We start from the raw sequence: 24540 nt of genomic DNA on the forward strand, positions 1-24540 counted from the left end.
AGACATTGACGAATCTTGTTGTGGAGGTATCCAGATACCTGATCATCCTTCTGATCGCCATTTACACATATTATAATTTCCGGTTCTTCTCCATGAAGGATCAGGAGGGCCGGGATCTGGCCTGCTCCAGACAGCTGGTCTGCATGTTCATGCTCCACTTTCTGGCGAATATGGTGATCGTTTTAAACACGGGGCTGGAGAGCCTGGCGTTCTTTTACGGGGCCCAGGTGATCTTCTTCCTGTGCTATATTTATCTGTACCGCTTTTTTTACCGGAACGTGTCCAGGCTCCTGGTGAATAATACGTGTATGCTTTTATGCACCAGCTTTATCATGCTGACCCGGTTAAATCCCTCCCGGGCCATGCGTCAGTTTGTGATCGTGGCGGCAGCGGCTGTGATCACATGGATCATACCCCTGATCATTGACCGTGTATGGCAGCTGGCAAAGATCCCCTGGATCTACTGCGGCCTGGGGCTGGCCCTGCTGTCCGCCGTATGCCTTTTGGGAAACACGTCCTATGGGGCCCAGCTTTCCATCTCCATCGGCGGCTTTTCCTTCCAGCCGTCGGAGTTTGTGAAGATCAGCTTCGTGTTTTTTGTGGCCACCATGTTTTACCGTTCCACGGACTTTAAGACCATTGCCGTGACCACGGCCGCAGCCGCAGCCCATGTGCTGGTTCTGGCTGCGTCCAGGGATCTGGGGAACGCCCTGATCTATTTTGTGTCCTATCTGATGATGCTTTTTGTGGCCACGTCCAACTGGTTTTATCTGGGAGCGGGGGCTGCCGGAGGAGCCGGGGCCGCTGTGGCGGCTTACCATATGTTTTCGCACGTAAGGCGGCGGGTCCAGGCCTGGAGGGATCCCTGGTCCGACGTGGATGACATCGGATACCAGGCGGCCCAGTCCCTGTTTGCCATCGGCACAGGCGGCTGGTTCGGTATGGGACTTTACCAGGGAATGCCGGAAAAGATCCCGGTGGTGGATAAGGATTTTATTTTTTCAGCAGTTTCTGAGGAGCTGGGCGGGATCTATGCTCTTTGTCTTTTATTTATCTGCGTGGGCTGCTTTCTCCAGTTCATGCTGATCGCTACGAAGATGCAGGCCATGTTTTATAAGCTCATTGCCTTCGGACTGGGAACGGTCTATATTACCCAGGTGTTCCTGACCGTCGGCGGAGCCACCAAATTCATCCCCTCCACCGGCGTGACCCTGCCCTTCGTCAGCTATGGAGGAAGCTCTGTGCTGGCTACCTTTATCCTTTTTAACATCATCCAGGGACTGTACATCTTAAAACGCGGAGAGGAGGAGGAAGATGAAAAAGACCAGGCCAAATCCCAGGGCCAATAAAAATATCCTGTGGTTTGCATACGGCGTGGTGGGTGTGTTCGCTGCCATGGGACTCTATATGGGAGCCTTTCTCCAGTTCCGGAGCGAGGATGTGATCAACAATCCATATAATGCCAGGATCGCCGGCATGGCGGACCGGGTGGTCCGCGGAAAGCTTCTGGCTGACGACGGAACGGTCATCGCAGAGACCGTGGTGGGAGAGGACGGGAAGGAGGCGAGAAGCTATCCTTACGGAGAACTGTTTGCCCATGTGGCCGGTTATTCCACCATGGGAAAGACAGGACTGGAATCCCTGGTGAATTTCCATCTTCTGAGCTCCCATGTGAACCTTATGGAAAAGATCATAGATGAGCTGTCGGGAGAGAAGAGCACCGGAGACAATGTGGCGACGACCCTGAACCTGCGTCTCCAGCAGACGGCCTGGGATGCCCTGGGAGACCGGAGGGGAGCAGTGATCGCCATGGAGCCGGATACAGGGAAGGTGCTGGCCATGGTATCCAAGCCGGCCTTTGATCCCAATACAGTGGAGGATGAATGGGACAGCCTGGTGAACGGGGACAGTAAGGAGGCTAGGCTTCTGAACCGGGCCACCCAGGGACTTTACCCGCCTGGGTCCACCTTTAAGGTCATCACGGCCCTGGAATATATGAGGGAGCATCCGGGAGCCTATGACGGCTTTCACTTTTCCTGTGACGGGATCTATGAATATGAGAATATCCGGATCCAGTGCTACCACAAAACGGCCCATGGAGAGGAGGATTTTGCAGCTTCCTTTGCCAATTCCTGCAACGGGGCCTTCGCTTCCCTGGGACTGGAGCTGGATCTTGACGGATTAAAGGGACTGTCCGAGCAGCTTTTATTCAACCGGGACCAGCCTCTCTCCATTCCTTATAAACAAAGCGTATACCAGATGGAAGCGGATGCAGAGGACTGGGAGATCATGCAGACGGCCATGGGCCAGGGAAGCACATTGATGACGCCCATGCACAATCTGATGGTCATGGCAGCCATTGCCAATGACGGGATCCTGATGAAGCCGTACTTTGTGGACCATGTGGAGAATCCTGGCGGCCAGACGGTGAAAAAATTCAAGCCGGAGGCCTATGGGGAGCTGATGGTGGCCAACGAGGCGGCGGCTTTAAAGGAGCTGCTGGTGCGGGTGGTAAACGAAGGGACCGGCTCCTCCTTAAGGACGGACGCCTACCAGGCAGCGGGAAAGACCGGCTCGGCGGAGTTTGAGACGGGGAAGGAGACCCATGCATGGTTTGTGGGCTATGCGCCTGCGGAGGATCCGAGGCTGGCTGTCTGTGTCATCGTGGAGGAAGGCGGCTCCGGAGGAAGAACGGCGGGCCCCATTGCAAAAAAGCTGTTCGACGCATATCTGATCCCCTGAGACCGGCTTCCTTGAAACTGCTGGAAAAAAGGATTCCTTTTTTCCAGCGGCCGTGATAGAATAGAGAATGACCGGGAAGCCGGAAAGACCGGCGGCGGAAAAGATACGTATCCAGGAAAGAGAGGCGTGACAATATGAGAATTTTAGTAACTGGCGGAGCCGGATATATCGGCAGCCACACATGCCTGGAGCTTTTAAACCAGGGCCATGAGGTCGTTGTTTTCGATAATCTGAGCAATTCCTCCGAGGAATCCTTACGGAGGGTAAAAAAGCTGACCGGAAAGGATATCGTCTTTTATAAGGCGGATATGCTGGACCGGGATGCGCTGGAGGCGATCTTTGAAAAGGAAAAGATCGATGCAGTGATCCATTTTGCAGGCTTAAAGGCCGTGGGGGAATCTGTGGCCAAGCCCCTGGAGTATTATTACAACAACATCACCGGAACCCTGGTGCTCTGTGACGTTATGAGAAAGCACGGAGTAAAGAAGATCATCTTCAGCTCCTCTGCCACCGTATACGGCGATCCTGCCTTTGTGCCGATCACCGAGGACTGCCCCAAGGGACAGTGCACCAATCCCTACGGCCAGACCAAGAGCATGCTGGAGCAGATCCTTACGGATATCCAGAAAGCGGATCCGGAGTGGACTGTGATCCTGTTACGTTATTTTAATCCGGTGGGCGCCCATGAGAGCGGCATGATCGGAGAAGACCCGGCCGGCATCCCCAACAACCTGACGCCCTACATCACTCAGGTGGCTGTGGGTAAGCTGAAAGAGGTGGGCGTATTCGGAGACGACTACGATACGCCGGACGGAACGGGAGTCCGGGATTATATCCATGTGATGGATCTGGCAGACGGCCATGTAAAGGCCTTAAAGAAATTTGAGGATACCCCGGCAGTCTATATTTATAACCTGGGAACCGGACACGGATACAGCGTCCTGGATATGATCCATGCATTCTCCAGGGCTGTGGGAAAAGAGATCCCCTATGTGATCAAGCCCAGACGGGCCGGCGACATCGCCACCTGCTATGCAGACGCTGCAAAGGCGAAGGAAGAGCTGGGCTGGGAAGCAAAACGCGGGATCGACGATATGTGCGCCGATGGATGGAGATGGCAGTCCATGAATCCCAACGGGTACAGAGAAGCATAAAAGAAAAACAAGGCCATCGGGAGCTTTCCCATGGCCTTTTTATGGAGGGGCTTACATGAAGAAGATCGATATCAGAGATTTTATGAACTATCATTATCCCACAGGGCTCACAGCGGCTCCAGATGGAAAGCACGGCGTTTTTGCAGTGGTGGACGTCAACGAAAAGGAAAACTGCTATGATTCCTGTCTGTGGACCATGGATCTTTTCGACGGAAGCGTCCGGAAGCTGACGTCCGGAAGAAAAGAGAGGAATTTTTCCTGGATCGACGGGGAAACGCTTCTCTTTGCCGGCTGCCGGGAAAAGGAATATAAAGATAAGATCGAGGACGGAGAGACCTGGACCTGCTTTTATACCATCGGCCTTCACGGGGGAGAGGCGGAGTTTTCCTTTGCCGTTCCTTATGCTGTGGGAAAATTCGCCGTATGCGGGAACAAGGTATTCATGTCCGTGAAATACGAGTACGCCAAAGAGGAAAAGGATTATGAGGTCTTTGACGAGCTTCCCTTCTGGGCCAACGGAAAGGGCGTGGTCAATAAAAAGCGGAACCGTCTGGCCGTTTACGACCGAGAGAAGGAAACCCTGGAGATCATAACCCCGGAATACGAAACTGTGGAGAATTTCTGGCTGGAGGAGGACTGCCTCCTGTATACGGGAGTCCAGTATACGGATCTGAAATCCTGGAGACCGGGCCTCTACCGGGTGGGACTGGAAGGCTATGAACGGGAAACACTGATCCCCCAGGACCGGATGCGGATCGACTATGCCTGCATCTTAAAGGGAAGCGTCACACTGTTCGGATCGGAAATGAAGACCTATGGCGTCAATGAGAATCCGCAGCTTTTCCGTCTGGAGGATGGAACGCTTAAGGAGCTGGCATTCTTCGACCGGAGCATTCATAACTCCATCTGCAGCGACTGTAAATTTGCAGACGGGGAAGGGATCGTCCACGATGACGAAAGGATCTATTTCATCTCCACCTTCAGAAAGCAGAGCGTCATCTGCTCCGTGGACGCAGAGGGGAATTTTGAGACCCTTTACGACCGCCAGGGTAGCGTCCATACCTTATCCCTGGGAGCCGGAGCCGTATGGTATACCGCTATGCGGGATATGGGGCTGACGGAAATTTACCGTCTGAAGGACGGGAAGGAAGAGAAGCTCACGGCCTTCAACGACGGACTGCTGGCGGAACGGGACGTATGCCCGGTGGAGGAATTTACCTTTACATATAAGGACGTGGAGCTGGACGGCTATGTGATGAAGCCGGCAGGCTTCGATCCGGAAAAGAAATATCCGGCGCTCCTTACGGTCCACGGCGGCCCCAGAGCCACCTTTGGCCCGGTGTTCTTCCATGAAAGCCAGGCCTTTGCCAATGCGGGCTACTTTGTATTTTTCACCAACCCCGTGGGTAGCGACGGCCGCGGAAACGCCTTTGCAGACCTTTCCGGCCGGTATGGCACCGTGGATTTTGAAAACTGCCTGGCCATGACCGACGAGGTATTAAAGCGCTATCCCCAGATCGATGAAAAGCGGGTGGGGATCATGGGCGGAAGCTATGGAGGCTTCATGTGCAACTGGGCCATCGGAAACACCGACCGGTTTGCGGCGGCGGCCTCCCAGAGGAGCATCTCCAACTGGATCTCCCTCAGCATGACCACAGATATTGGATATTCCTTCGACCTCCAGGAGACGGCCGGCGATCCCTGGAACAGCCCGGATAAGATGTGGGTATGCTCACCCTTAAAATACGCCCATAAGGCCAAGACGCCCACCCTGTTCATCCAGTCGGACGAGGACTACCGCTGCTATATGGGCGACGCCCTCCAGATGTTCTCTGCCCTGAAATATTTTGGCGTAGAGACCCGGATGTGCCTGTTCCATGGGGAAAACCATGAGCTGTCCCGGTCCGGCAAGCCCTCCCACCGGCTCCGCAGACTTTCGGAAATGATGGAGTGGTTTGAAAAATATCTGAAATAGGAAAAATATATCCTATAAAACGTGGGTTGCAAAACTGTCAAAAAAGAAGTATACTAGTCCCAGCGTATCAGACACACCAAATAAGGCGGCCTCTCTGGCGTCTTACAACAGGAGGGATTGCAATGATAGAGGCAACGAGCTGTGGCGGTGTGGTTATATTTCGCGGCAAGATCCTGGTCCTTTATAAGAATTACAAGAACAAATATGAAGGCTGGGTCCTGCCCAAGGGAACTGTGGAACCGGGCGAAGAGTTTAAGGAAACCGCCCTCAGGGAGGTGAAGGAGGAGACTGGCGTTACCGCTTCGATCATTAAATATATCGGAAAGAGCCAGTATTCTTTCAGCACGCCCCAGGATACGGTGGAAAAGGACGTACACTGGTATCTGATGATGGCAGACAGTTATTACAGCAAACCACAGCGGGAGGAATATTTCGTGGATTCCGGATACTACAAGTTTTATGAGGCCTACCATCTTCTGAAATTCTCCAATGAGAAGCAGATCCTGGAAAAAGCCTATAACGAGTACCTGGACCTGAAGCGGAGTAACCTTTGGGGCAACAAAAAATATTTTTAAAGGCAAAGGAAGGCGTGGGCCCATGGGTGCGCCTTCCTTTTTTCTGCCCTTTTCCCTGCTGCATGGCAGGATCTGTGGATGTTTGCCGGAATTTAACTTTAGCGCGTTGAACTTCATGAAATTTAAAGTTATGTACTGTTGACGTAACAGCTTTTTTGTAGTACAATCTGTGTTATGAATTTTATTGCGGAGGAGAATCTGTATTATGAGAAAGAACGTGAAAGTATTATCCTTAATTCTGGCGGGGGCCATGGCCATGTCGCTGGCAGGCTGTTCCGGCTCCGGAAGTAAAGACAGCGCAAAAGAAACGGCTGCAAAGAGTGAGGCAAAAGAAGCGGGAGCGGAAAGCTCCGGGCAGGAGACCTCCAAAGCCGCCGGGGCAGAAGAGGCAGACGCATCGGGAGAAACGTATCAGATCGGTGTGCTCCAGCTGGTCCAGCATGACGCTCTGGACGCTGCCAACAAGGGCTTTTTCGCGGCCCTGGACGAGGCTGGTATCAATTATGAGGCAGACCAGCAGAATGCCTCCGGCGAACAGGCCAACTGTATGACCATTGCAGAGAAGCTGGTAAACGACGGCAGCGATCTGATCCTTGCCATTGCCACTCCGGCGGCCCAGGCAGTGGCCGGCGTGACAGAGGAGATCCCGGTGCTTCTGACAGCTGTGACCGATCCGGCAGAATCCGGGCTGGTAAACGACAATGAAAAGCCCGGCGTCAACGTATCGGGAACCTCGGATCTGACGCCGGTAAAGGAGCAGATCGATCTGCTGAAGGAGCTGCTTCCCGACGCAGAAAAAGTGGGTTTCCTGTACTGCTCGGCAGAAAGCAATTCCCAGCTCCAGATCGCCATGGCCGAAGAGGCCTGTAAGGAGGCGGGGCTTTCCTGTGAGGAGTATACGGTTCCCAGCTCCAACGAAATCCAGAGCGTGGTGGAGTCCATGGTGGGCAAGGTGGACGTGATCTATGCGCCTACGGATAATGTGATCGCTGCCGGTATGTCCACCGTTGCCATGATCGCCACGGACAACCAGATCCCGGTGATCTGCGGAGAGGCCGGCATGGTAAACGCCGGGGGACTTGCCACCTACGGCATTGATTACTACCAGCTGGGCTACATGACCGGCGAGCAGGCCATTGAGATCCTTACAAAGGGTGCAGATGTGGCAGAAATGCCCATCGGCTACCTTCCGGCAGAGCGTTGTGCTCTGACAGTCAATAAGACCACAGCCGACGCTCTGGGGATCGATATTTCCGGCCTGGAAGGCGCTGAGATCGTAGAATAGGAAAAAAGAGGATAAGCGGGGAAAGAAAAATGAGTGGTATACTTGTTGCAATGCAGGGCGCTGTGGCACAGGGCGTCCTGTGGGGGATCATGGTACTGGGCGTGTACATCACCTACCGGCTTCTGGATATCGCAGATCTGACGGTGGACGGGAGCTTTGCCCTGGGAGGGTGCGTCTGCGCCACTCTGATCATTAATTTTGATCTGGATACACTGGCAGCGCTCCTGTTGTCTATGCTGGCCGGAATGGCCGCGGGCGCTGTGACGGGGATCCTGCATACGGTCCTGGAGATCCCGGCGATCCTGGCCGGGATCCTGACCCAGATCTCTCTGTGGTCCATAAACTTACGGATCATGAGCGGAAAATCCAATCTTCCGTTATTAAAGCTGAAAACACTCATTTCCAGCGTAGGAGACAGCCTGGGGATCACCCAGGCCCAGGCGTCGATCCTGGTGGGCGTGGCTGCGGCCGTTCTCATTGTGGCCGTGCTGTACTGGTTTTTCGGAACAGAGATCGGAAGCGCTCTCCGGGCCACGGGAAACAACGAGGACATGATCCGCGCCCTGGGAGTCAATGTGAAGCGGATGAAGCTTCTGGGACTGATGCTAAGCAACGGCCTGGTGGGGCTTTCCGGAGCCCTGGTGTGCCAGCACCAGAAATATGCGGATATCAACATGGGCCGCGGCGCCATCGTCATCGGCCTGGCTGCCATTGTCATCGGCGAGGTGCTCATGGGACGGCTCATTAACTTTGCCTGCAAGCTGAGCTCCGTGGTGGTGGGCGCTGTGATCTACTTCCTGATCCGTGCCCTGGTGCTCCGGGTGGGCCTGGAGACCAATGATATGAACCTGTTTACGGCCGTATTTGTGGCCTTCTCCTTAAGCGTTCCTGTGCTTCTGGGAAAATGGAGGGCCAGGAAGGAATATTCGGAAACAGGGGAGGAGGATTCATAATGCTTACGATCACCAATGTACGGAAAACATTCAATAAAGGAACCATCAATGAGAAAAAGGCCCTCTGCGGTCTGAACCTTCATCTGGATCCCGGCGACTTTGTGACGGTCATCGGGGGAAACGGAGCCGGAAAATCCACCATGCTGAACATGATCGCCGGGGTATATCCCATCGATTCGGGGAAGATCGAGATCGACGGCGTCAATATCTCCAGGGAGCCGGAATATAAAAGGGCCCAGTACATCGGCCGCGTGTTCCAGGATCCCATGCGGGGAACGGCCGCGGGCATGGAGATCCAGGAAAATCTGGCTCTGGCCCTCCGGAGAGGAAGGAAGCGGGGACTCTCCTGGGGCATCAGGGCCAACGAAAAGGATTTTTACCGGGAAGCCCTGACGAAGCTGGGGCTGGGGCTCCAGACCCGGATGACCAGTAAGGTGGGTCTTCTTTCCGGGGGACAGCGCCAGGCGCTGACGCTTCTGATGGCGACTCTGGAAAAGCCCAAACTCCTCCTTCTGGACGAGCACACGGCGGCCCTGGATCCCAAGACTGCCAAAAAGGTACTGGAGCTGACCGATGAGATCATAAAAGAGCGGGAGCTGACTGCCCTTATGGTCACCCACAACATGAAGGACGCGATCCAGTACGGAAACCGTCTGATCATGATGCACGAGGGCCGCATCATCTACGATGTGGCGGGAGAGGAAAAAAAGAACCTCCAGGTGGAGGATCTGTTAAAGAAGTTTGGAGAGGCCAGCGGCGGCGAGTTCGCCAACGACCGGATGATGCTGGCGAAGTAAGGGATCCAGACAGGTTCTGGAGGGCCGGGAGACGGTTTCTCGAGCGGCGTCCCGGACCGGAGACAACTCCAGGACATCCTAGCGGCTGGCGATTCTGTGAATGCCATCTGCCGGACTGGGACTGGCCTGGAGACCGGGAACAGAGCTGACCTGCCCAGGATATGCAGATAAGATAAAAGGAAGGCTGAGAGGGGTGCATTTCCCTTTTGGCCTTCCTTTTTTACGGCAGCACTGGCGATCTCCGGGATTTGTAAAATAATTTGTAAACGGACCATAATGTGCGGAAATATACAATTCCGTCAAAAACGATAAGGTCAGATTATGTCACACCTGCTGGCTCTGGCTTCCAGGCGATGGATAGGGATATAAAATGTATATGGAAAAACAAAAAAAAGTAAATAAAACTTAAAAAACAGGAGGAAGTTCTATGCTACAATGAAAAAAACTGGAAACGGACTGAGGAGCGAAGGAGGACGGCGGAATGAGACGAGAGAATACGGGTGCGGCCGGATGGAAAAGGGCCGGAGTGTTTGCGGGAATGGCGGTGCTGGCGGCGGTGCTTTCCGGCTGCGGAAAGGGTGCAGAAGCGGATTTTTCCCTTGCGGAGCCTGCCTGGACAGAGGAACAGACCTCCCCTGCGGAGCCTGCCCGGACAGAAGCACAGACCTCCCCGGCAGAGGATGCCCGGACCGGAGGAATCCTGGAGGCGGCCGCCGGAAACTGGCGGCTGGCCGGGACAAAGACAGAGGATCATCTGAAGGAGTTTGGAGATCTCCAGGAAATGTTTGGGACCGGGATTCATGAGGGAAGCCAGATGACCATTGGCGCGGACGGAAGCTTTTCCTTTTATCTGGGGATTGTCTTAGGCGGAGAGGGTACGGTCCGGGAGGAAGACGGGATCCTCGTGGCAGATATAACGCCCTATGAGCCAGAGGGGAGAGGAGGAAGTCCTGCGTCCTTTGCAGTGATCCCTGTGACGGAGGATGGGAGCTGGTATCTGACCACAGAAACCATGGGAGAGACCATGTACTGGGAACGGCTGCCGGGGACTGACGGAGCGGAGTCTGGGCAGGATGGACAGGAGGCGGAGATGGCTGTTATAGAGTCCGGTGCCAGTCTGCCGGCGTCCTATGGAAAAATCCTCTGGGACGCATACAGTCAAGGGCTCCTTCCCGATGGGAGGCCGCTGGATTACAGAGACGAGGAGGAAACGCAGAAAAATAGCTTTGCGATCTGTGATGTGGACGGAGACGGGAAAGAGGAACTGTTGTTAAAATGGACGGCCGCATGCGTGGCTGGGATGGGGGAATTTGTATACGGCTGCGACGGCGAAGAATGTTATCTGGAGATGAACGAATTCCCGGAAGTCCGATATTATAAAAATGGCAGCGCATCGGCGGACTGGTCCCATAACCAGGGGCTGGCGGGCCGGGTCTGGCCCCAGAACTATTACCGTTATGATCCGGAAAGGGATGTATATGAGTCCTATGGCAGTATGGATGCATGGGATAAGGGTGTGATGGATGAGAAGTTCCCGGACGAGATCGATGAGGATGGCGACGGTCTGATCTTTTATCTGATGCCGGCAGGCTGGGATGGAGACTATAATAAGAGGGCAGTAAAGGACGGGGCGTTTTATGCGAAATGGAGAAAGGAATGTCTGGGGGATGAGGAGGAGATCCAGCCTCTTTATAGGGCACTGACACGGGAAAATATAGAGGCTCTGGGGTTCGCGGAGCCATAAAAGGAGAAAGGACCGGGTCCGGCGTTTTGCCGGGCTCCGGTCCCTTTTACTTATGCGGGCAGTGAGCCAGGTTCCAGTTCCGGGATGGGGCGTGAAGCTCCCACCACCAGTTGATCTCCGCGCCCATGAACAGGATACAGATACAGAAATACAGCCACAGCATCATCAGGATCACTGCCGCCAGGCTTCCGTAGGTCACAGTGAAATTTTTAAAATACCGGAAGTAAATGGAGAATGCGGTGGAAAACAGGGCCCAGCCCACGGCTGCGAAGGCAGCTCCCGGCGTCTGGCTTTTAACGGAAAGCCTGCGGAAAGGAAGGACCGCATAAATAGCCAGGAAAAATATAAATAAAATAGCCAGGGTGACCAGGCCTCTCACAGGAAAGGCCAGAAAATCAAAGGTGGACATCAAAGGGATCCAGGCCCAGACCTGTTTCTGGATCTGCTCCCCGAACACCAGGAGCACCATGCACAAAAGACACATGAGGGAAAAAAGGACTGTATATCCGGCGCAGATGATCCGGCGGACGATATAGTTTCTCTGGATCTCTGTGCCCCAGACCCGGTTTAAGCCCCGCTCGATGCTTAACATTCCCCGGGAGGAGGACCAGAGGGCTGCAATGGCCGTGGCTGACAAAAGGGCCATGGGAGAGTCGGAATGGAGACTGTCCAGCACATAGACCACCAGGCCGTCCAGGGTATCCGGCACCATCTGGACCACCAGGGACAGAAGATCGGACTCGTTCACCAGAGGCGTGGCCTGGATCAGGGATAAAAGGAGCATGAGGAAAGGGATGGAGGCCAGGATGATAAAAAAGGAGGCCTGGGCCGCATAGACGGACATTTCGTCTTTGGAATATTTTTCAAAGAGCCGTTTGCATTCCAGTAAAAAACGGATCATAGGACAAGTCTCCTTTCCATAATATGGGTACGGGGGTACCGGTCCGGGAGCCGGGTCCTTTCTGCTGACCGGCATCAGAGTCCTGGTATCATAAAAAGATATTAGCATGACGGGAGAAAAATGACAAGGAGAACCATGGCAGTTTATGTCGAACGAAACATGGATCTTTTTGTTCTAAGAAAAGAAACGGCTGAATACATATTATAGTGTGCCGGAGAGAACGGCCGGTCAGAAGGACTGATCATATCGAATAAAGGAGAAATACTATGTCAGAAAAAGTTATGGAAAACAACAGGGTCACGGTCATCGGAACCATCGTATCAGACTTTACATTCAGCCATGCAGTGTTCGGGGAGGGATTTTATCTTGTGGATCTTTCTGTCAGCCGGCTCAGCGAGCAGGCGGATGTGATCCCTCTTATGGTTTCGGAGCGGCTTATGGATGTGACAAGGGATTACCGGGGCTGCACCATCGAGGCTGACGGCCAGTTCCGTTCCTATAACCGCCATGAAGGCGTGAAAAACCGCCTGGTGCTTTCTGTGTTCGTGCGGGAGGTACAGTTTTTAGAGGAATTTACCGATTATACCAAGACCAACCAGATCTTTCTGGACGGATACATATGTAAGGAGCCCATATACAGGAAAACGCCTCTGGGACGGGAGATCGCGGACCTTCTGGTGGCCGTGAACCGTCCTTATGGGAAGTCTGACTACATTCCCTGCATCGCCTGGGGAAGGAACGCCCGGTTTGCCTCGGGATTTTCCGTGGGGACCAGGATCCAGATCTGGGGCCGGGTCCAGAGCCGGGAATACACGAAAAAGCTCAGTGAGACCGAGTGTGAGAAGAGGACGGCGTATGAGGTATCGGTCAGCAAGCTGGAATGCTGCCAGTGATCCGGGAGACAGCAGGGTCCGGAAGAAGGGAGGTTTCCTGAAGAGGCGGCCCGCCGCAGACAGGGAAGCCCCAGGGCGGTCTTAGCTCCTGTTTAAGGAAAACTTGCAAAATACGAAAAAATGTGTTAAGATATGCGGGCTTAGATCCATCTTACTGAATATATCTGTGAAAACGGATCGTACATAAAGGATGAGGTGCTGGACATGAGAAAAAATACGATACGCATAATCTATGGTCCCGGAAATGGAAAATCTGCCTCCGCAGTGGGGTATGGACTGCTGGGAGCCCTGGCCGGGAAAAAGGTGATCATCGTGCAGTTTTTAAAGGGCGTTCTGGAGGAAAGGAGCCTGGAGATCCTGGAGCGCATGGATCTGGAGATGAAGGTGTTTCGTTTCGAGCGTTCCCGATGCTATTTTGAGGATCTTCCAGAGGACCAGAAAAAGGAAGAGACCATGAATCTGAGGAACGGCTTTAATTTTGCAAAAAAGGTCATGGCTACGGGAGAGTGTGACCTGCTGATCCTGGACGAGGTCCTGGGCCTGGTGGACCAGGAGGTGATCTCCAGGGAGGAATTTATCCGTTTCCTCCAGTCTGCGGACGACGAGACGGATCTGATCATGACCGGACGGGTCTGCCCCGATGAGATCCGGCAGTATGCGGATCAGATCTCCTATGTGGAAAATCTGTAATGGCCGGGGATCCCGGGCCTGTCAGGCGGAAATTTAAAAGTTGACAATTCCCTGGATTGATGATAGGATTATGGAAAACGAGGGATGAAGTTTTGGAGCTGGCGTCTTGGCGGATGTCGGCTCTTTTTTGGAGGAGGAGCATATGGCTATTTTTGAAGGTGCAGGTGTTGCCATCGTAACACCATTTAAAGAAAACGGCGAGATCAGCTTTGATAAACTGGATGAGCTCATTGAGGAGCAGATCGCAGGCCATACGGACTGTATCGTCTCCATGGGAACCACCGGAGAATCTGCCACCACCACAGAGGAGGAGCATCTGGAGGTGATCCGCTTTACCTGTGAGAGAGTGAAGGGAAGGATCCCCGTGATCGCGGGAACCGGCTCCAACTGCACAAAGACGGCGATCACCCTTTCTGAGGAAGCGGAAGGAGCGGGAGCCGACGGCGTGCTTCTGGTGTCCCCGTATTATAATAAGGCCACCCAGAATGGATTAAAGGCTCACTTTACAGCTGTGGCCAACGCCATCAAGATCCCCGCAGTCCTTTATAATATTCCCAGCCGTACCGGCGTAAACATCGCTCCGCAGACCATCGTGGATCTCTGTCGGGACGTGCCCAATATCGTAGGCGTGAAGGAGGCCAGCGGGAACTTTTCCGCCATTGCGGAGATCATGCAGTTATCAGATGGAGCCGTGGATCTGTATTCCGGCAACGACGACCAGATCGTTCCGCTCTTAGCTCTGGGAGGAAAAGGAGTGATCTCTGTCCTTTCCAATATTGCGCCCAGAACGGCCCATGATATCTGTGAAAAGTTCTTCCAGGGAGACCTGGAGGGCAGCAGAAAGCTCCAGTTAAAGGCTCTGCCCCTCATTAAGGCCCTGTTCTGCGAGGTGAATCCGATCCCCGTGCGTGCGGCCTTAAATCTCATGGGGAAACAGGTGGGAGTGCCCAGGCTTCCGCTGACAGAGATGGAACCGGCTCACCAGGAGCTTTTAAAGAAAGAAATGGAAAAATTCGGACTTTTATAAATTTCTGTTTTGGAGGCATAATTATGGTAAATGCGATCTTAAACGGCTGCAACGGAGCCATGGGCCGGGTGATCACGGACATCGTTTCAAAGGACGACGGGATCCGGATCGTGGCCGGTGTGGACGTGAATCCCTTAAAGCTGGCAGATTATGAGGTATACGAAACCCTGGACCAGTGTCCGGCGGCCGATGTGGTCATCGATTTTTCTTCTGCGAAGGCCACGGACGGCGTTGTGGCTTACTGTGAAAAAACGAAGACGCCGGTGGTCTTATGTACCACAGGGCTTTCGGAGGAGCAGCTGGAGCGGGTGAAGGCCCTTGGAGAGACCACGGCGGTACTCCGGTCCGCCAATATGTCCCTGGGTGTGAACCTTTTATTTAAGATCTTAAAGCAGGCGGCTCCTGTGCTGGCAGAGGCGGGCTTTGATATCGAGATCCTGGAGAAGCACCACAACCAGAAGGTGGACGCTCCCAGCGGAACGGCCCTGGCCCTGGCCGATGTGGTCAATGAGAGCCTGGGGAACGAATACCACTATAAATACGACAGGACTGCCGAGCGTGTGAAGCGCGATAAAAAAGAGATCGGCATCCAGGCCATCCGCGGCGGCTCCATTGTGGGCGAGCACGACGTGATTTTTGCGGGACAGGACGAGGTGGTCACCTTCCAGCATACGGCGTATTCCAAGGCCATCTTTGCCAAGGGCGCAGTTCAGGGAGCCAAATTCCTGGCAGGAAAAGCTCCGGGCATGTACGACATGGCCGATGTGATCGGCTGATACATATTCTCCTTTCTTTCGTGCATACTAAGGCAGAAAGAAAGGAGATTTTTTATTATGGAAAAGATCAGACGGATCACTTTTGGCATTATGCTGGCTGCTGTTGTCTGTGCGGCCGCTGCCTGCGGAAGAAATGATACCAATGGAAGCACCGCAGGACAAAGCTCCGGACGGGAGGAGTCTTCCACGGCTCCCGGAAGCAGGGCCACAGAGGAGGTGCCCGGGACCTCGGCCACAGGCGTTGACCTTCCATCCGGCGAAAGCGGGACAGACGGAGAGAGCGGCGGCGTCATCCGGGATATGGTGGATGATGTGAAGGATGGAATGGAGGAGATCACCACCGGGACCACCGGGGCAGGAGAAAACGGCACATCCCATGGGACCGGGGACGGAACGTCCGGCCAGACCACGGGAGGCGGGGCATCCGGCACCGCAGGCGGCCAGTAAACAGGGGACAGGGAGTAACACGAAAAATGTGGGACTCCCTCTTTTTATTCCCAGGGAAATATGGTATTCTGGTTACATAGGAAAAGGAGGTGGAGCCATCCGCTATGTATACAGGCCGTACCATCCGTGGCGGCATGGATACAGAAGAGAAAAAAGAAGGAAAGCGTTCTGGTTTTTCATAAGGCTCCTGCTGGTCCTGGAGCTTCTGGCAGCGGCTTCTTTCTATATAAAGGGGCATACAGTGGTGGAGGTTTCAAGGGAAACGGCAGACGGTCCGCCGGAGCTGGAGGGGGACCGGTCAGGCGAGGTGTTCGGCATTGGGATCGAGTCCGGAGGCCCCCTGTTCTGGTTTCACAGAAAAACAGAGACGGAAACAGCCGGGCCGTAAAGTTATTCTTGATTTTCCCAGAATGATGTATTATAATTCCTTCTGAACTGTTGCTGTTTTATTTGAACAGCTTATAAATGAACCAGTTACCAACTATCAAAAGAAAAGGATGGGCAAAGGAATGAAAAAAGTTGATTTACTGTACGAAGGAAAAGCAAAAAAGGTTTATACAACAGAAGATCCTGACATCTTGATCGTAGATTATAAGGATGACGCCACTGCCATGGACGGTCTGAAAAGGGGCACCATCGTCGGCAAGGGAGCCATCAACAACCGCATGACCAACCACATCTTCAAGCTTCTGGAGAAGGAGGGGATCCCCACCCATTACGTGGAGGAGCTTTCCGACCGGGAAACAGCAGTAAAGAAGGTGGAGATCGTTCCTTTGGAGGTCATCATCCGGAATATCACTGCCGGCAGCTTTGCAAAAAAGATGGGTGTGGAAGAGGGCATCGTGTTCAAGCGCCCCACTCTGGAGTTCAGCTATAAGAACGACGACCTTCACGATCCGTTCATCAATAAATATTATGCCCTGTCCCTGGAGCTGGCCACTGAGGAAGAGATCGACACCATCACAGAATACGCCTTCAAGGTAAACGAAGTGATGAAGAAATATTTTGACAGCCTGGGCATCGACCTGGTGGACTTTAAGATCGAGTTCGGCCGCCACAAGGGCCAGATCATCCTGGCTGACGAGGTTTCCCCGGATACCTGCCGTCTCTGGGATAAGGAGACCCATGAGAAGCTAGACAAGGACCGCTTCAGAAGAGACATGGGCAACGTGGAGGACGCATACAACGAGGTATTCAGACGCCTTGGGATCGAGGACAGAAAATAGTATAGGAAAAGAGGAATATCATGTACGACAGATACCAAAGCCCTCTCTCTGAGAGATATGCAAGCAGGGAAATGCAGTACATCTTCTCCCCGGAAAAGAAATTCCGCACCTGGAGAAAGCTCTGGATCGCCCTGGCTGAGACGGAAAAGGAGCTGGGCCTGCCGATCACCCAGGAGCAGATCGACGAGCTGAAGGCCCACAAGGACGATATTAACTTCGATGTGGCAAAGGAAAGGGAAAAGCTGGTACGCCACGACGTTATGTCCCACGTATACGCCTACGGACTCCAGTGTCCCAACGCCAAGGGGATCATCCACCTGGGCGCCACCTCCTGCTATGTGGGGGACAATACGGACATTATCCTGATGACAGAGGCCCTTAAGCTGGTGAGGAAGAAGCTGGTGAACGTGATGGCGGAGCTGGCTTCCTTTGCGGAGAAGTATAAGGACCAGCCCACCCTGGCCTTCACTCATTTCCAGCCGGCCCAGCCCACCACCGTGGGAAAGCGGGCCACCTTATGGCTTATGGAGTTAAAGCTGGATCTGGACGACCTGGACTATGTGATCTCCTCCATGAAGATGTTAGGCTCCAAGGGGACCACCGGAACCCAGGCCAGCTTCCTGGAGCTGTTTGACGGGGACCATGAAAAATGCCGGAAGGCCGATCAGATGATCGCGGAAAAGATGGGCTTTACGGGCTGCTTCCCGGTTTCCGGCCAGACTTATTCCCGGAAAGTGGACAGCCGCGTGCTCTCCGTCCTGGCGGGCATCGCCCAGAGCGCCCATAAATTCTCCAACGACATCCGTCTCCTCCAGCACTTAAAGGAAGTGGAGGAGCCCTTTGAGAAGAACCAGATCGGTTCCTCTGCCATGGCGTATAAGAGAAATCCCATGAGGAGCGAGCGGATCGCTTCCCTGGCCAACTATGTGATGGCAGATATGATGAACCCCATGCTGGTGGCTTCCACCCAGTGGTTTGAGCGGACCCTGGATGATTCTGCCAACAAGCGGCTTTCCATCCCTGAGGGCTTCCTGGCCGTGGACGGGATCCTGGACCTTTACCTCAATGTGGTGGACGGTCTTGTGGTATATCCCAAGGTCATTGAAAAGCGCCTGATGTCCGAGCTGCCGTTTATGGCGACCGAAAACATCATGATGGATGCAGTAAAGGCCGGCGGGGACCGCCAGGAGCTCCATGAGAGGATCCGGGAGCTTTCCATGGAGGCCGGAAGGAATGTAAAGGCGGAAGGCAAGGACAATAATCTTCTGGAGCTGATCGCCGCAGACCCGTCCTTCAATCTGACCCTGGAGGAGCTTAAAAAGACCATGGACCCGAAAAAGTACGTGGGCCGCGCTCCCCAGCAGGTGGAGGAGTTCCTGGATGAGGTGATCCGTCCCGTTCTGGAGGAAAATAAAGATCTTCTCGGCATCAAGGCTGAGATCAACGTATAGGCTGGCGTTTATTCATGGATACCAGCAGTATCAATACGGAATATTATAAAGTGTTTTATTATGTAGGGCGTCTCGGCAGCATCACCGCTGCGGCAGAGGCGCTCTGCATTTCCCAGCCGGCGGTGAGCCAGGCGGTGAAACAGCTGGAGAAGGCGTTAAACAGCCAGCTCTTTATCCGGACCCAGAAGGGCGTCCGGCTGACGGCCGAGGGGGAGCTTTTGTTCCCCTATGTGGAGCGGGGGATCGAAAATCTCCTGGACGGAGAGCGGATGTTAAGGCGGCTGGTGGACCTGGACATGGGTGAGGTACGCATCGGGGCCAGTGATATGACCCTGCAGTTTTACCTGCTCCCCCACCTGGAGCGGTTCCATGGCCGGTATCCCAATATCAAGGTCATGGTATCCAACGCCCCGACGCCGGAGACCATCCAGTCCCTGTATGAGGGAAGGATCGATTTCGGTGTGGTCAGCACGCCATTCGACGCCAGACCGGAGGTGGCGGTCAGGCCGGTGAAAAAGATCCGGAACGTTTTTGTGGCTGGGAACCAGTACCAGAGCCTCAAAGGAAAACGGCTGGAGTACGGGGCTTTAATGGACCTGCCCTGTATCTTTCTGGAGAAGAATACCAGTACCCGGCGGTTTATGGACCAGTTTCTGGAAGAGCGGGGCGTTTTTTTAGAGCCGGAGTTTGAGCTGGCCACCAGCGATATGGTGGTCCAGTTTGCTATGCGGAATCTGGGCATTGGCTGTGTGATGGACGAATTTGCCAGGGAGAAGATCGAAGCCGGAGAGCTTTTTGAGCTGACCTTTGGTGAGAGGATGCCGGACCGGGAGATCTGTATTGTAACGGACCGGAAAAATCCCGTTTCTCCGGCAGGGGAACGGTTTCTGGAGGTGTTGGGAGCATCGGGAATATAATATAGGATTATGGGAAATATAAGCAATATTTTCTTTACTTATGGACCTTTCTGGTATACACTAAGGATGCGTCAGAGATCAGAAAGAGCTCTGGCAGACCGACACACATCCAAAGGAGGATCAACAATGGTTCGAGCAATCGTAGGAGCCAACTGGGGCGACGAGGGAAAAGGCAAGATCACCGATATGCTGGCAAAGGAGTCCGATATCATCATCCGCTTCCAGGGAGGGAGCAATGCGGGCCACACCATCATCAACGATTATGGGAAGTTTGCCCTGCACATCCTTCCGTCCGGCGTTTTTTATGATCATACCACCAGCATCATCGGAAACGGGGTTGCCCTCAATATCCCGTATCTGATCGGCGAGCTGAAGGACATCACCAGCAAGGGCGTTCCCATGCCCAGGATCCTGGTGTCAGACCGGGCCCAGATCATGATGCCGTATCACATCCTGTTTGATACGTACGAGGAAGCCAGACTGGCGGGAAGGTCCTTCGGTTCCACGAAATCGGGCATTGCACCGTTTTATTCAGATAAATATGCAAAGATCGGCTTCCAGGTCTGTGAGCTGTTCGGGGACGAGACTGCGCTGATGGAGAAGCTGGAGAACGTATGCGCCTTAAAGAACGTGCTGCTGGAGCATTTATACCATAAGCCGCTGCTGGATCCGAAAGAACTGTTCGATACCATGATGGAATATAAAGAGATGATCGCGCCCTATGTATGCGACGTTTCCAGATATCTGCATGATGCATTAAAGGAAGGGAAGAATATTCTGTTAGAGGGCCAGCTGGGCTCCTTAAAGGACCCGGACCACGGGATCTACCCCATGGTTACCTCTTCCTCCACACTGGCTGCCTACGGCGCCATCGGCGCCGGGATCCCGCCCTATGAGATCAAAAATATCACCACCGTTGTAAAGGCGTATTCCAGCGCTGTGGGCGCAGGGGCCTTTGTCAGCGAGATCTTCGGAGACGAGGCTGACGAGCTGCGGCGCAGGGGCGGAGACGGAGGTGAGTTCGGAGCCACCACAGGCCGGCCCAGACGGATGGGATGGTTTGACGCCGTGGCCACCCGGTACGGCTGCCGGGTCCAGGGAACCACAGAGGCTGTCCTGACGGTGTTAGACGTTCTGGGATATCTGGATGAGATCCCCATCTGTGTGGGATACGAGATCGACGGGAAGATCACAAAGGATTTCCCCACCACTCCGGATCTGGAGCGAGCAAAGCCGGTGTATAAAACACTTCCGGGATGGAAATGTGAGATCCGGGGCATTAAGAAATACGAGGAGCTGCCGGAAAACTGCCAGAAATATGTGGAGACCATCGAAGAGGAGCTGGGCGTTCCGGTGACCATGGTATCCAACGGACCGGGAAGGGACGACATCATCTTCAGAAGGTAAGCGGCGCTCCCCACAGAGCGCGGGGACAGAAGAGAGTTTCAGAAAACAGTAAGAAAACGGAAAGAAAGCGCCGTTGCAGACGGCCGGGAAAAAGGGTATAATGGAGCTACTCCATATCCTTATCCCGGTCGTCTTTTTTCAGCTTTACGAACATGAGAAAGCCGTAAATAAGGACGGGAACGATCATCACCACAAAAACAAGGGCCATGAGGATGTTGGCGGGAGCTCCGGTGACAGCCAGGACGATGAGAGCCAGGAATGCGGCCGCTGCGGCCAGGATCCCGGCCCAGGCAAGGATTCGTTTCATGAGGATCCTCCTTTCATAAGCAGATTGTATGGGCAGGCTGCCTGTACTGGAGCTATTATAGCGCAGACACAGAGGATTGGAAAGGACGAGAACAGATTTTTGGAGGGAAATATGAAAAACAGGAAACCATACGAAGGAAAATGGATGGCAGCAGCGGCCCTGGGAGCGCTTTTTTCACTCCAGGCCGTATGCACCGCCTTTGGAGCCGACGGGACCTGGATCCCCGACGGGAACCGGTGGAAATATGAGCGGTCCGATGGAAGCATGGCGGCGGGTACCTGGGAGGATATCGACGGAGAGTGGTACCATTTCGGGTCCGATTCTTATATGCAGACCGGATGGCAGAAGGTGGGCAATCTCCGGTACTTTTTTGAGGACGGAGGCGCTTTGGCGGAGGGCTGGAGCTGCTACACCGGCGACGGGGATGAAAAATGGTATTATTATGATGAAAACGGAAACGTGCGGATCCACTGGCAGGAGATCGGGGGAAAGTGGTACTGGTTCAATTCCTCCGGCGTTCTGAACCTGGAAGCCTCAAAGACCATCGGCGGCCGGAAATTCTATTTCCATGAGGACGGCAGCATGGTGGGAAACGAATATGTGGGCTTCCACTATTTTAATATGGACGGCCAGCCCGACGAGCAGTACTTCATTACGGCAGAGCGGCAGGATGGAGGAAAGATCTCTGTGGAGGAGACCGTAAAAGACGAGATCGCTGAAAAGATCAACGCCCTTCCGGCAGGTTGGAGAAAGAAGTTTTTAGACGACGGCTATAAGTTCATCTACTGTCCGGAGAAGGGATATTACGGGGCCGTTAAGGATGAGGAGACCGGAGACCGGTACTATATCCGCCATAAGCTCAGCAAGGCGGACCATTACCTGCGTTTTTCCGAGCCGGACGCCATCTGGGCCGGATTTGGGGAATATATGTACCTGAATATGAAAAAGGAACTGCGGGATTACGATTTTTCCTGGTGGGTGCGCCGCCGCTCCTATGAGCTGTCGGAGATGACGGATATTCCCGAGGCCCTTTACGACGATTATCAGACCATGTTCGGCCTTTTGTACGCTGATTATATGGACGAGGAGAAACGGCCGCAGATGGAGGTGCTGCTGGACGACATCTGCTGGATCTTTGAAAAGATCCTGGACACCCGGAACGAGGACGGTACCAGGACGCGCTAGGGAAGAAAGTACCGCTTGACGGATGGGATGCAAGCTGTTACTATATGAATATAACAGTTGTTACAGGAAAGACGGTGAGTGGATGATACTAAAGATCGATTTTGAAAGCGAGGAGGCTTTATATGTACAGCTCTGCAACCAGATCATCCGGGGCATCGCCACGGAAACGCTGCATGAGGGAGACAGCCTGCCTTCGGTGAGACAGCTTGCGGACGAGATCGGAATTAACATGCATACGGTCAATAAAGCATATTCTGTGTTAAAACAGGAAGGTTTCCTGCGCCTGGACCGGAGGCGGGGGGCCGTCATTGCCCTGGATATGGATAAGCTGAGGGCCATGGACGAAATGAAGGATGATCTGGCCCTGATCGTTGCCCGGGGGATCTGCCGGGATGTGGGCCGGGACCAGGTCCACGCCCTGGTGGATGAGCTCTATGATGAGTTCCTGGGGCAGGAATAAAGGAGGAAGCCTATGCTTTGCGAACAATGCAGAAAGCGGGAAGCGACCGTAAAATATGTGGAGGTGGCCGGAGGAGTGAAAACAGAGCACAACCTCTGCGCCCAGTGTGCCGGAAAGCTGGACCTGGGGCAGTATTCGGCTCTGTTTGAGGGAGAATTTCCTCTGGGAAAGCTGCTTTCGGGGCTTCTTGGGATCCCGGATGCAGCCCAGGATGAGAGCCGGTTTGCAGGCGTGGTCTGCCCTGTCTGCGGCACCACCTATGAGGACTTTGTAAAGAACAGCCGGTTTGGATGCGGGGACTGTTACAGCGTGTTCGATCCGCTGATCGGCGAAAATATCCGGCATCTCCAGGGCAGCGAGCGCCATGTGGGGAAACGGCCCGCCGCGTATGGGGACACGGCAGAAAAGACGGCCTCCGGGGGAGATCTGGGGGACCAGGAAGCAAAAGCCCCGGAAGCGGGAGAGGACCGGATCCAGAGGCTTTCCTTACAGCTTAAAAACGCGGTCCGGAGAGAGGATTACCAGGAGGCCGCAAGGCTCCGGGATGAGATCCGGGGACTGAAGGAGGAAGCAGACCAGAATGGAAAAATGGTTTGATGTGCCGGAAAAAGAGGGCTCCAGCGTGATCTGCAGCCGGGTACGGCTGGTGAGGAACTGGAGGGAATATCCTTTTCCGGGAAAGATGACAAAGGAACAGAGCGTGGAAATGACGGGAAGGCTCATGAACGGCGTGAAGGAGTCCGGGGCCTTTTCCGGCAGCCGCAGCCGCTATTTATATCTGGACCGGATCCCGGACCTGGAGCGGACGGCGCTTTTAGAGCGCAGGGCCATAAGCCGCGGGGTCTCAAAGAAAAAGGCGGCCGCAGGCCTGGTCTTATCTGAGGATGAACGGCTGGGGATCACCATAAACGGCGACGACCACATCCGGATCCAGGCAGTGGAAAAGGGAGCCGCCCTGACAGAGTGCTACCGGCGGGCCGACCAGATGGAGGAGCTTCTGGGCAGCCGGTTTGAATATTCCTTTGATGAAAAATACGGATATCTGACGTCGTTTCCCACCAGCGTGGGAACAGGGCTCAGGGCGTCGGTGGTCCTACACCTGCCGGCCCTTTCCAGGCGGAAGAATTTTAACAGCCTTACCTCAGACATGGGCCGTTTCGGGACCCTGGTCCGGGGCCTTTACGGAGAGGGGGAGGAAAATCCCGGCTCTCTTTACCAGATCTCCAACCAGAAGACCCTGGGACAGACGGAAAAGGAGATCGTGGACCTGGTGGCCAAAGCGGCGGCGGAGCTGGACGCCCAGGAACGGCGGCTCCGGCGGACTGCCATGGGCCAGAGGCCGGTGGCCTGCGCAGACGAGGCGTATAAATCCTATGGAGTGTTAAAATATGCCAGAAGGCTGACCAGAAAGGACGCCATGGAATTTTTATCCCAGATCATGGCGGGAGCTGCCGACGGGATACTGAAAATGAAGGAGCCATGCTCCGTCTATGGGCTCATGCTGGGGATCCAGCCGGCGAATCTTTTAAGCCAGGCAGAGAGACCCTTGAGCCGTGAGGAGCTGGATGCGGCGCGGGCAGACTTTTTAAGGGCCCGTCTGCCGGAAATCATCTGACAGGAGGAATGAA

General features: G+C 54.2%; 25 protein-coding genes. 23 read left to right on the top strand and 2 right to left on the bottom strand.

What is annotated here, in order from left to right; all coding sequences use genetic code 11:
- Positions 1-5: 5 nt before the first annotated feature.
- The 9 genes from OCV69_RS02240 (at position 6) to OCV69_RS02280 (ending at position 11225) form a co-directional block, all read left to right on the top strand.
- Entirely contained in the window at positions 6-1349 is a 1344-nt protein-coding gene (locus OCV69_RS02240) for an FtsW/RodA/SpoVE family cell cycle protein (RefSeq protein WP_158357274.1), read from the top strand.
- Positions 1315-2742: a peptidoglycan D,D-transpeptidase FtsI family protein gene (locus OCV69_RS02245; protein WP_158357276.1), complete on the top strand. Its 1428-nt coding sequence runs from the start codon at positions 1315-1317 to the stop codon at positions 2740-2742. Before OCV69_RS02240 ends, OCV69_RS02245 begins: the two co-directional genes overlap by 35 nt.
- A 134-nt stretch (positions 2743-2876) precedes the next feature.
- Positions 2877-3896: a UDP-glucose 4-epimerase GalE gene (gene galE / locus OCV69_RS02250; protein ID WP_022274139.1), complete on the top strand. Its 1020-nt coding sequence runs from the start codon at positions 2877-2879 to the stop codon at positions 3894-3896.
- Positions 3897-3951: 55 nt separating this feature from the next.
- Positions 3952-5871, top strand: a complete 1920-nt coding sequence (locus OCV69_RS02255) for an alpha/beta hydrolase family protein (RefSeq protein WP_158357278.1) — start codon at positions 3952-3954, stop codon at positions 5869-5871.
- Positions 5872-5993: 122 nt separating this feature from the next.
- The gene (locus tag OCV69_RS02260; RefSeq protein ID WP_022274137.1) at positions 5994-6446 is read left to right on the top strand and encodes an NUDIX hydrolase; all 453 of its coding nucleotides are present in this window, start codon (positions 5994-5996) and stop codon (positions 6444-6446) included.
- Positions 6447-6651: 205 nt separating this feature from the next.
- Positions 6652-7731 (top strand): ABC transporter substrate-binding protein, encoded by a 1080-nt coding sequence (locus OCV69_RS02265; RefSeq protein ID WP_158357280.1) that lies wholly within the window; start codon positions 6652-6654, stop codon positions 7729-7731.
- Positions 7732-7760: 29 nt separating this feature from the next.
- Positions 7761-8684 (top strand): ABC transporter permease, encoded by a 924-nt coding sequence (locus OCV69_RS02270; RefSeq protein ID WP_158357282.1) that lies wholly within the window; start codon positions 7761-7763, stop codon positions 8682-8684.
- A complete protein-coding gene (locus OCV69_RS02275; protein ID WP_158357284.1) occupies positions 8684-9481 on the top strand; it encodes an ABC transporter ATP-binding protein in 798 nt (265 codons plus the stop codon). The genes OCV69_RS02270 and OCV69_RS02275 overlap by 1 nt, the downstream gene beginning before the upstream one ends.
- Positions 9482-9962: 481 nt before the next feature.
- Positions 9963-11225, top strand: coding sequence for a hypothetical protein (locus OCV69_RS02280; RefSeq protein ID WP_158357286.1), 1263 nt, complete (start codon positions 9963-9965; stop codon positions 11223-11225).
- Positions 11226-11271: 46 nt separating this feature from the next.
- Here OCV69_RS02280 and OCV69_RS02285 read toward each other — a convergent pair whose 3' ends face one another.
- Positions 11272-12126 carry a YihY/virulence factor BrkB family protein gene (locus tag OCV69_RS02285; protein ID WP_158357288.1) on the bottom strand — a complete coding sequence of 285 codons (855 nt, stop codon included), beginning with the start codon at positions 12124-12126 and terminating at the stop codon, positions 11272-11274.
- A 266-nt stretch (positions 12127-12392) separates the two neighbouring features.
- On the opposite strand from OCV69_RS02285, the gene OCV69_RS02290 reads away from it, so the two are divergent.
- From OCV69_RS02290 to OCV69_RS02335, 10 genes are all read left to right on the top strand, one after another.
- Positions 12393-13019, top strand: a complete 627-nt coding sequence (locus tag OCV69_RS02290; RefSeq protein WP_158357290.1) for a single-stranded DNA-binding protein — start codon at positions 12393-12395, stop codon at positions 13017-13019.
- A 204-nt stretch (positions 13020-13223) separates the two neighbouring features.
- Positions 13224-13709 carry a cob(I)yrinic acid a,c-diamide adenosyltransferase gene (locus OCV69_RS02295; RefSeq protein ID WP_022274132.1) on the top strand — a complete coding sequence of 162 codons (486 nt, stop codon included), beginning with the start codon at positions 13224-13226 and terminating at the stop codon, positions 13707-13709.
- Positions 13710-13851: 142 nt separating this feature from the next.
- Entirely contained in the window at positions 13852-14736 is an 885-nt protein-coding gene (dapA, locus tag OCV69_RS02300) for a 4-hydroxy-tetrahydrodipicolinate synthase (protein ID WP_158357292.1), read from the top strand.
- Between the two features lie 23 nt (positions 14737-14759).
- The gene (gene dapB, locus OCV69_RS02305) at positions 14760-15512 is read left to right on the top strand and encodes a 4-hydroxy-tetrahydrodipicolinate reductase (RefSeq protein ID WP_158357294.1); all 753 of its coding nucleotides are present in this window, start codon (positions 14760-14762) and stop codon (positions 15510-15512) included.
- Between the two features lie 57 nt (positions 15513-15569).
- The gene (locus OCV69_RS02310; protein WP_158357296.1) at positions 15570-15959 is read left to right on the top strand and encodes a hypothetical protein; all 390 of its coding nucleotides are present in this window, start codon (positions 15570-15572) and stop codon (positions 15957-15959) included.
- Positions 15889-16347 carry a hypothetical protein gene (locus OCV69_RS02315; RefSeq protein WP_158357298.1) on the top strand — a complete coding sequence of 153 codons (459 nt, stop codon included), beginning with the start codon at positions 15889-15891 and terminating at the stop codon, positions 16345-16347. The genes OCV69_RS02310 and OCV69_RS02315 overlap by 71 nt, the downstream gene beginning before the upstream one ends.
- A 121-nt stretch (positions 16348-16468) precedes the next feature.
- The gene (gene purC, locus OCV69_RS02320) at positions 16469-17185 is read left to right on the top strand and encodes a phosphoribosylaminoimidazolesuccinocarboxamide synthase (RefSeq protein WP_158357300.1); all 717 of its coding nucleotides are present in this window, start codon (positions 16469-16471) and stop codon (positions 17183-17185) included.
- Between the two features lie 20 nt (positions 17186-17205).
- On the top strand, positions 17206-18636 hold the full coding sequence (gene purB / locus OCV69_RS02325) for an adenylosuccinate lyase (RefSeq protein WP_158357302.1): 1431 nt from the start codon (positions 17206-17208) through the stop codon (positions 18634-18636).
- A 14-nt stretch (positions 18637-18650) separates the two neighbouring features.
- The gene (locus tag OCV69_RS02330) at positions 18651-19553 is read left to right on the top strand and encodes a LysR family transcriptional regulator (RefSeq protein WP_158357304.1); all 903 of its coding nucleotides are present in this window, start codon (positions 18651-18653) and stop codon (positions 19551-19553) included.
- 126 nt (positions 19554-19679) lie between these two features.
- Positions 19680-20960, top strand: a complete 1281-nt coding sequence (locus OCV69_RS02335) for an adenylosuccinate synthase (protein WP_158357306.1) — start codon at positions 19680-19682, stop codon at positions 20958-20960.
- Between the two features lie 106 nt (positions 20961-21066).
- On the opposite strand, the gene OCV69_RS02340 is transcribed toward OCV69_RS02335, so the two are convergent.
- Positions 21067-21267 (bottom strand): hypothetical protein, encoded by a 201-nt coding sequence (locus tag OCV69_RS02340; RefSeq protein WP_022274124.1) that lies wholly within the window; start codon positions 21265-21267, stop codon positions 21067-21069.
- Between the two features lie 111 nt (positions 21268-21378).
- Here OCV69_RS02340 and OCV69_RS02345 point away from each other — a divergent pair, with 111 nt between their 5' ends.
- The 4 genes from OCV69_RS02345 to OCV69_RS02360 all read left to right on the top strand — a co-directional run bounded on the left by OCV69_RS02345 (position 21379) and on the right by OCV69_RS02360 (position 24527).
- Positions 21379-22452, top strand: coding sequence for an N-acetylmuramoyl-L-alanine amidase family protein (locus tag OCV69_RS02345; RefSeq protein WP_262562941.1), 1074 nt, complete (start codon positions 21379-21381; stop codon positions 22450-22452).
- Positions 22453-22534: 82 nt separating this feature from the next.
- Complete coding sequence (locus tag OCV69_RS02350) at positions 22535-22912, top strand: GntR family transcriptional regulator (protein WP_158357310.1); 378 nt, start codon at positions 22535-22537, stop codon at positions 22910-22912.
- Positions 22913-22924: 12 nt separating this feature from the next.
- The gene (locus OCV69_RS02355) at positions 22925-23509 is read left to right on the top strand and encodes a UvrB/UvrC motif-containing protein (protein WP_158357312.1); all 585 of its coding nucleotides are present in this window, start codon (positions 22925-22927) and stop codon (positions 23507-23509) included.
- A complete protein-coding gene (locus tag OCV69_RS02360) occupies positions 23493-24527 on the top strand; it encodes an ATP--guanido phosphotransferase (RefSeq protein WP_158357314.1) in 1035 nt (344 codons plus the stop codon). Before OCV69_RS02355 ends, OCV69_RS02360 begins: the two co-directional genes overlap by 17 nt.
- Positions 24528-24540: the final 13 nt, after the last annotated feature.

It is taken from the genome of Alitiscatomonas aceti (assembly GCF_025567195.1).
In the GTDB taxonomy this organism is placed as follows: Bacteria; Bacillota; Clostridia; order Lachnospirales; family Lachnospiraceae; genus Alitiscatomonas; species Alitiscatomonas aceti.

Coding starts and splice junctions, on each gene's coding strand:
- OCV69_RS02245 (WP_158357276.1), top strand. CDS start 1,315: ATGAAAAAGACCAGGCCAAATCCCAGGGCCAATAAAAATATCCTGTGG.
- galE (WP_022274139.1), top strand. CDS start 2,877: ATGAGAATTTTAGTAACTGGCGGAGCCGGATATATCGGCAGCCACACA.
- OCV69_RS02255 (WP_158357278.1), top strand. CDS start 3,952: ATGAAGAAGATCGATATCAGAGATTTTATGAACTATCATTATCCCACA.
- OCV69_RS02260 (WP_022274137.1), top strand. CDS start 5,994: ATGATAGAGGCAACGAGCTGTGGCGGTGTGGTTATATTTCGCGGCAAG.
- OCV69_RS02265 (WP_158357280.1), top strand. CDS start 6,652: ATGAGAAAGAACGTGAAAGTATTATCCTTAATTCTGGCGGGGGCCATG.
- OCV69_RS02270 (WP_158357282.1), top strand. CDS start 7,761: ATGAGTGGTATACTTGTTGCAATGCAGGGCGCTGTGGCACAGGGCGTC.
- OCV69_RS02275 (WP_158357284.1), top strand. CDS start 8,684: ATGCTTACGATCACCAATGTACGGAAAACATTCAATAAAGGAACCATC.
- OCV69_RS02280 (WP_158357286.1), top strand. CDS start 9,963: ATGAGACGAGAGAATACGGGTGCGGCCGGATGGAAAAGGGCCGGAGTG.
- OCV69_RS02285 (WP_158357288.1), bottom strand. CDS start 12,126: ATGATCCGTTTTTTACTGGAATGCAAACGGCTCTTTGAAAAATATTCC.
- OCV69_RS02290 (WP_158357290.1), top strand. CDS start 12,393: ATGTCAGAAAAAGTTATGGAAAACAACAGGGTCACGGTCATCGGAACC.
- OCV69_RS02295 (WP_022274132.1), top strand. CDS start 13,224: ATGAGAAAAAATACGATACGCATAATCTATGGTCCCGGAAATGGAAAA.
- dapA (WP_158357292.1), top strand. CDS start 13,852: ATGGCTATTTTTGAAGGTGCAGGTGTTGCCATCGTAACACCATTTAAA.
- dapB (WP_158357294.1), top strand. CDS start 14,760: ATGGTAAATGCGATCTTAAACGGCTGCAACGGAGCCATGGGCCGGGTG.
- OCV69_RS02310 (WP_158357296.1), top strand. CDS start 15,570: ATGGAAAAGATCAGACGGATCACTTTTGGCATTATGCTGGCTGCTGTT.
- OCV69_RS02315 (WP_158357298.1), top strand. CDS start 15,889: ATGGGACCGGGGACGGAACGTCCGGCCAGACCACGGGAGGCGGGGCAT.
- purC (WP_158357300.1), top strand. CDS start 16,469: ATGAAAAAAGTTGATTTACTGTACGAAGGAAAAGCAAAAAAGGTTTAT.
- purB (WP_158357302.1), top strand. CDS start 17,206: ATGTACGACAGATACCAAAGCCCTCTCTCTGAGAGATATGCAAGCAGG.
- OCV69_RS02330 (WP_158357304.1), top strand. CDS start 18,651: ATGGATACCAGCAGTATCAATACGGAATATTATAAAGTGTTTTATTAT.
- OCV69_RS02335 (WP_158357306.1), top strand. CDS start 19,680: ATGGTTCGAGCAATCGTAGGAGCCAACTGGGGCGACGAGGGAAAAGGC.
- OCV69_RS02340 (WP_022274124.1), bottom strand. CDS start 21,267: ATGAAACGAATCCTTGCCTGGGCCGGGATCCTGGCCGCAGCGGCCGCA.
- OCV69_RS02345 (WP_262562941.1), top strand. CDS start 21,379: ATGAAAAACAGGAAACCATACGAAGGAAAATGGATGGCAGCAGCGGCC.
- OCV69_RS02350 (WP_158357310.1), top strand. CDS start 22,535: ATGATACTAAAGATCGATTTTGAAAGCGAGGAGGCTTTATATGTACAG.
- OCV69_RS02355 (WP_158357312.1), top strand. CDS start 22,925: ATGCTTTGCGAACAATGCAGAAAGCGGGAAGCGACCGTAAAATATGTG.
- OCV69_RS02360 (WP_158357314.1), top strand. CDS start 23,493: ATGGAAAAATGGTTTGATGTGCCGGAAAAAGAGGGCTCCAGCGTGATC.